Raw genomic sequence first — 6,272 nt, 5'->3', positions numbered from 1 at the left:
AACGATTTTAACGTTATAACTATCGATTTCATGATCAAAACGTATTATTGAATTGTTATGAATGATTACTGCTTTTGAATGCTCACATGCGTTATAAGATTTGTGTCATGATTTGCTTTTCATGCTTTGTTCATACATGGCAATTGTTGATAAAAAAGGGTCAATTGAATCACATATAAAAGTGTGGATTCTTAAGTGGATTCATATAAAATAATTGCACACAAACTATTGACTTTATTGTATTTTTACATAAATAGCATTTCCAAGTAAGAACCCTTACGATAGTCGAGCCTCATACTCTCTATGCAAATCACAATGCGTTATTTTTATAAATTAATATGTGAGATTGAGTTTGTGCGTAAGATCACACAGGACATAGGTGCAAATATCAAAGTTCGCATTTTTATACGTAAAGCATAAACTGTATCCGTATTATAGAATGAATATCATTTTTAATGAATTATAACGTGTTTTTTGAGAAATCTCGCTATCGTAAGTGATTTCATAACATACTTCTTTGAAACTCTTAAAAATTCTTTATTTCATTTGCACGCAAAGAAATCAGGAAGTTTCTCATCATGTATGTATTATATTTTATTAACTATGCTTTTCAGAATCCATATGAATCACTGTGCCAATCTCGTCTTCATTAGAATGAGAGTTTCTACGACGATGCAAAGTTTGCACAATTTCCTTTCTTAAAACTGTATCTGCTTCACTTAAGCGATGAATGCTAAGTTCTAATTCAAGAGATAAAGCCAAATCCACGCACAATTTAAGCTCTTCCCCAATATCAAAACCGCGTTGATAATCGTCATAAAGACCAACAAGTGTATCGGATAATTCTTTATCGCATAAAGAGGTCATACTCACTCCTCCACGTCGCGGTTTTTCCCTGTAACTTTGATGTATTTAAGCATCATTGCACTGCTCACACCAAGAATCGCCATTTACAGCAACATCATGGCTTTGTCAATTTGCTGCAAAGCACCAACTTTTAAACCAACTTCTGTCAAAAAATTTATTGCTCCATTATCTTCAGTTTTTTTATTATAAATATGTGCGGGAACATTTCCGCTACAGAGTTTACCGCATTTAAGATGTATTGCCAAACGGCTTTTACAAAATTTTTTGAAAAGAATTGGGAAAACAGATTATACTGGAAATATGTAATTTTCATATAAGATGAATTATTATGATGATGATGAACAAAATACCATAAAGTCGCATTATTGCTTACCAAAGCCAAACCAATACCATAGATATCAATCATAAGTAAGCATGGTTTGGAGATGTTCAGACTTTGAACGAGAGATAATGATCTCACTTTTTGCAGAATATCAATGGTATTGCCTCTTTTGTATTGAATTTTAGACATTGATAAATCTGATACCCTTAAAAACTATGGAAAATGTTTTTAATACGCACAGCCTTGCAACAAAATTTTAAAGCAGCGCTCCCGCGTAATATAAAATAGGCAAGAGAGATCGTATTGGGGCTATTCTTCTCCTTTGAAGATATAGTTGCAGCTTTTAGAGTGGCAGTTGGCGAAGATCTGCTTAACAAGCAAACCGACAAAAGTGGCGCATAACAATTTTGCATTAAGAAGTTTAGAAGGAGAATTTTAAATTCTTATCTCAAACCACTGTCTTTCTACACCAACCTTATCTTAAAATGCAAAACAAAAATATTCTTTTCCTGCCTAAAAATTTTCACCATTTTCATAAAATCATCTTCTACAAAATTCTCAGAGCTATCATAACCTTTCTTTGAACAAGCACAAAAAACATAAACAAATAAATTGTTCGTAGAATGAAATGTCCCACAAAATATTTCATGAAAAATTTAATGTCTTAATATAAAATCATTTTAAGCAAACATCACATGCATTCTAAAGCTTATTAAAACTAAAATCGTGGCACTTCTTTTTGCTCAAAAACGATTAAATTTTTTCTTGTTCTGGTTTAACACTCCCACTTGCACAATATATCATAAATCCTTTAAATAGTTTTTTCTTATCTCTCTGTGCTATAAGTCTCTCATCAGATTATAATGCACCTCCTTAATGCCAACAAAAATAAATTTAAAGAGTTTTCCATGCCTAAAACAGATATTGAAATTGCTCGCACTGCTCAAAAACAACCTATCACTGAAATTGCGCAAAAAATTGGTATAGCACATGAAAACCTAATCCCTTATGGACATGATAAAGCGAAAATTTCTTCTGCATACATAAAATCACTGCACAAAAATTCTGATGGCAAACTTATCCTTGTCACAGCAATAAACCCAACACCTGCCGGAGAAGGAAAAACAACAACAACCGTTGGACTTAATGATGCACTCAATCTCATTGGCAAAAAAACCATAGCAGCCTTAAGAGAACCATCTCTGGGTCCTTGCTTTGGAATAAAAGGCGGTGCTGCTGGAGGTGGTTATGCGCAAGTTGTACCAATGGATGAGCTTAACCTGCATTTTACTGGTGATTTTCATGCGATTACTGCTGCCCATAACCTTCTTGCAGCGATGATTGATAACCACATCTATTGGGGAAACACCCTGAACATTGATCCACGCCGTATTGTTTGGAAACGAGTCCTTGATATGAATGACCGTGCCTTGCGTAATATCGTTATTTCATTAGGTGGCGTTACCAATGGTTTTCCACGTCAAACGGGTTTTGATATTACTGTTGCCTCAGAAATTATGGCTATTTTTTGTCTCGCTGAAAATCTGGAAAATCTTACACAAAGACTCAAAAAAATTGTTGTTGCCTATCGTTATGATAAAACGCCCGTAACTGTTGCTGATCTCAATGCAGAAGGTGCCATGACAGTTCTGCTTAAAGATGCCATACAACCCAATCTCGTACAAACAATTGAAAATAACCCTGTCCTCGTTCACGGAGGGCCTTTTGCTAATATTGCTCATGGCTGTAATTCCGTTATAGCAACAAAAACCGCTTTAAAACTTGCCGATTATGTCGTCACAGAAGCAGGATTTGGAGCCGATCTTGGTGCGGAAAAATTCTTTAACATTAAATGTCGACAAACAGGGATTATACCAAACGCTACAGTGATTGTCGCAACAATTCGCGCATTAAAAATGAATGGTGGTGTCGACAAACATAATCTGACAGAAGAGAATATCACTGCTTTAGAAAAAGGCACTGCCAACCTTTTAAGACACATAAGAAATATGGAATACTACGGTATCCCTTGTGTTGTTGCTATCAATCATTTTGATTCCGATAGCAATACCGAAATAAGTACATTACAAAAAATAGTCGCCACAACCGGGTGCAAAGCCATTCTCTGCACCCATTGGAAACAAGGTGGAAAAGGCGCTATAGAACTTGCACAAGAACTCATTACCTTGATTGAAGAAAAAGATTCCCATTTTAAAGTTCTTTATCAGGATAATCTTCCACTTGTTCAGAAAATTAACTGCATTATACAAAAACTCTATGGTGGACGCAGCGCCATTATCCCCACCCCTATTCTCAAACAACTTGAATCTTGGGAAAAAGAAGGCTTTGGCACATATCCTGTTTGTATGGCAAAAACACCTTATTCTTTTTCTTCTGATCCCACACAATATGGTGCCCCTACTGATTTTGAAGTTCCTGTACGAGAAGTTCGTCTCTCAGCAGGTGCGGGTTTCATTGTTGTCATTTGTGGAGATGTTATGACCATGCCTGGCTTACCACATCATCCTGCCGCGGAAAAAATTCAACTCGATGAAAATGATGAAATTCAAGGACTTTCATAAACATGTACTCGTAAATTTAATTATTCATCATGAAAGGTCTCTTATAGCAAAAAGAATAGAATCTTAAAAGCAATATAGACAAACGCCTTATATGTGTGATATATACTCCGCAACGTATATCCTTTTAAGTATATTTTAAAAGGAATAGGTTTTTACCTATTATTTGTGACACTAAAACAAAGCAGGATGGACCGTGCAAGTACTCGTTCGTGATAATAATGTTGATCAAGCGCTGCGTGCGCTGAAGAAAAAAATGCAGCGTGAAGGCATTTTCCGTGAAATGAAGATGCGCGGATATTATGAGAAACCATCGGAAAAGCGTGCTCGTGAGAAAGCTGAAGCTATTCGTCGGACCCGAAAGCTTGCACGCAAGCGTGCACAAAGAGAAGGTCTTATTGGCAACGGTCGGGCTTCTCACTGAGATAGAAAGCTCGCACATCAAGAACAAACTGCCCACTAACGAGAGTGGACTCTTGTGTAAGAGTGGTGTGTGTCTCTGATATTTTGATTCTTGTAGATTATATTAGTGGTAGTGTAGGGTCATGTTTTAGAAACTCTATGATACTCTACATAGGATTATTTCTTATTGTTTATGTTTTATTCGTTTTATTTTTCTGATATGATTTATTAGCTGTCTTATTAAAACACAGCTCTGTTTTTGTCTTTCGTAAGTGAGTGAGCTCTTCTGGATTTTTCGTTATATCATATCAAGAAATCAGCGAAGCGCCCTTTAATGTTCTTCAAAGTGCGTTTATTGCTATGTGGAATGCGTATAAATATTTCTTAATATTTTCTTAATCACCCACAAACCCTGCAATGGTTTTACTTGTCTGATATTAAGCATGCAGCATCTCTATCCCATCAATCAGTACAAATTGCGAAATGGAATTCATTTCAACAATATACAATTGAGTCGATAAGATGTTATCATACGCATAAAGGATATAAGATAAGAGCACTCTCTTTTCTCTCATTTATTAAGAAGTTCTATAATACTGAGTTACTGCATAATGATCCAGAATTTATAGATGATCCTATAGCCCAAATTGTCTGTTATATGTATCATAGAATAATAAACGAGATGATCCGACAATAATACCACACAGTTTGTAAAAAACATTGATACTAAGAAACACTCTCTATTTTTATATTGATGAAGCCATAAGCCAAGTCCGTCCTATCTTATTTCCCTCAATGTTGGCTATGTTCCTACATTAAATGGTTTATTCATCGCAGTTGTATTCGCACTAAAGCTGCTTTTAAATTGTATGTTAATTTCATCGCTGCCATGTGACTGAACAGATTTTGGTTCACAATTATGAACAGTGCTATCTTTTTTAAAAAGAGACAGATGGATATCACATGTCATCTTCACCTGTAAAAGCGAACCCAAGGCGTAAAATATTCAACCATTTCAATATTTGTTTCACAAGTCGGCACCATCACTCTATTTACCAACTCTGGATGTTGCAATAACCCTTGCATGAAAGCAGTTTATGAAAGGCATTTTTCCTCCTTTCTCTATAATTTTTATCCACACGGCAACCCCACTGATAGTGTATAAACAAGTAAACAAAATTGATTCAAGATAAGTAGGTTTGAAATGAGAGCAGCTTACAATATTCGGGGTATAATTCAAGCTAGACAACGACAAATAATTATTATGAATCAATATATTGTTCAAATAGTTAAAACTGTATGAGAATTGGAGGTTGCTTTAACACTACACTTTCATAAGCATTAAAAAACGCGAGACTTTGTTACATTTATTCCGAATTCTTGTAATAATTTTTTTGTTGTTTAGATCTCTTTAACTAGCAGTATGCTATAGTTTTGTTCTCAATCCTATCTTCAAAGTCTGAAATTATCGATATACAACAATGACGAGATAAAGGTTTAAACGTGCAGTCTTCTAGTTGGTTTAGATTTTCAAAACTCGCAATATACATTCTCATCGTAGGAATTTTTGTATTTCATTCATCTCATTTTTTATATGCACAAATACCTCATCAAAACTTAGGGCCAAGTGGTTTACCGCTTCCACGATTTGCTTCTATTAAACCGACCCGTGTTCATGTACGCGTCGGACCAGGAAGCAATTATTCTATCCTCTTTACCTATAAAAAGCAGGGCTTGCCTATCGAAATCATCCAAGAATATGATCAATGGCGCAAAATTCGTGATGCAGAGGGTGATGAAGGGTGGGTTTATCAATCGCTTTTATCAGGCAAGCGAACCGCTATCACAATTCCATGGCAAAAAGATAAAACAAAGAGATTGATGCTGCGCAAAAATCCTTCAGACAACGCAAGACTCGCAGCAGAAGTAGAACCTCATGTTATTGGTAACATTCATCAATGCGATGGAAACTGGTGTGAATTAAGCATTAATGGCATTCGAGGATGGCTTCACCAACCCCAGCTATGGGGGATTTACCCTAATGAAAAAATTAAAGGTTGGTGAATCTTTAAATCCAGTTTCTTTGATTACGCCAATTTTTT

General features: G+C 35.5%; 4 protein-coding genes. 3 read left to right on the top strand and 1 reads right to left on the bottom strand.

Features of this window, described 5'->3' with window-relative positions; all coding sequences use genetic code 11:
- Positions 1 to 597: 597 nt before the first annotated feature.
- The gene (locus tag BN67_RS05825; RefSeq protein WP_019223208.1) at positions 598 to 867 is read right to left on the bottom strand and encodes a hypothetical protein; all 270 of its coding nucleotides are present in this window, start codon (positions 865 to 867) and stop codon (positions 598 to 600) included.
- 1,230 nt (positions 868 to 2,097) lie between these two features.
- Here BN67_RS05825 and BN67_RS05815 point away from each other — a divergent pair.
- From BN67_RS05815 to BN67_RS05805, 3 genes are all read left to right on the top strand, one after another.
- The gene (locus tag BN67_RS05815; RefSeq protein ID WP_019223205.1) at positions 2,098 to 3,771 is read left to right on the top strand and encodes a formate--tetrahydrofolate ligase; all 1,674 of its coding nucleotides are present in this window, start codon (positions 2,098 to 2,100) and stop codon (positions 3,769 to 3,771) included.
- Positions 3,772 to 3,964: 193 nt separating this feature from the next.
- Positions 3,965 to 4,192: a 30S ribosomal protein S21 gene (gene rpsU / locus BN67_RS05810; RefSeq protein WP_019223204.1), complete on the top strand. Its 228-nt coding sequence runs from the start codon at positions 3,965 to 3,967 to the stop codon at positions 4,190 to 4,192.
- Positions 4,193 to 5,673: 1,481 nt separating this feature from the next.
- Complete coding sequence (locus tag BN67_RS05805; RefSeq protein WP_019223203.1) at positions 5,674 to 6,234, top strand: SH3 domain-containing protein; 561 nt, start codon at positions 5,674 to 5,676, stop codon at positions 6,232 to 6,234.
- The last annotated feature ends 38 nt before the right edge of the window (positions 6,235 to 6,272 follow it).

Origin of the sequence: Bartonella rattaustraliani AUST/NH4 (genome assembly GCF_000312565.1) — a bacterium.
Classification (GTDB): domain Bacteria; phylum Pseudomonadota; class Alphaproteobacteria; order Rhizobiales; family Rhizobiaceae; genus Bartonella; species Bartonella rattaustraliani.
Note: the sequence above shows the minus strand (reverse complement) of the source record. Positions and strands in the feature narration are given on the sequence as shown.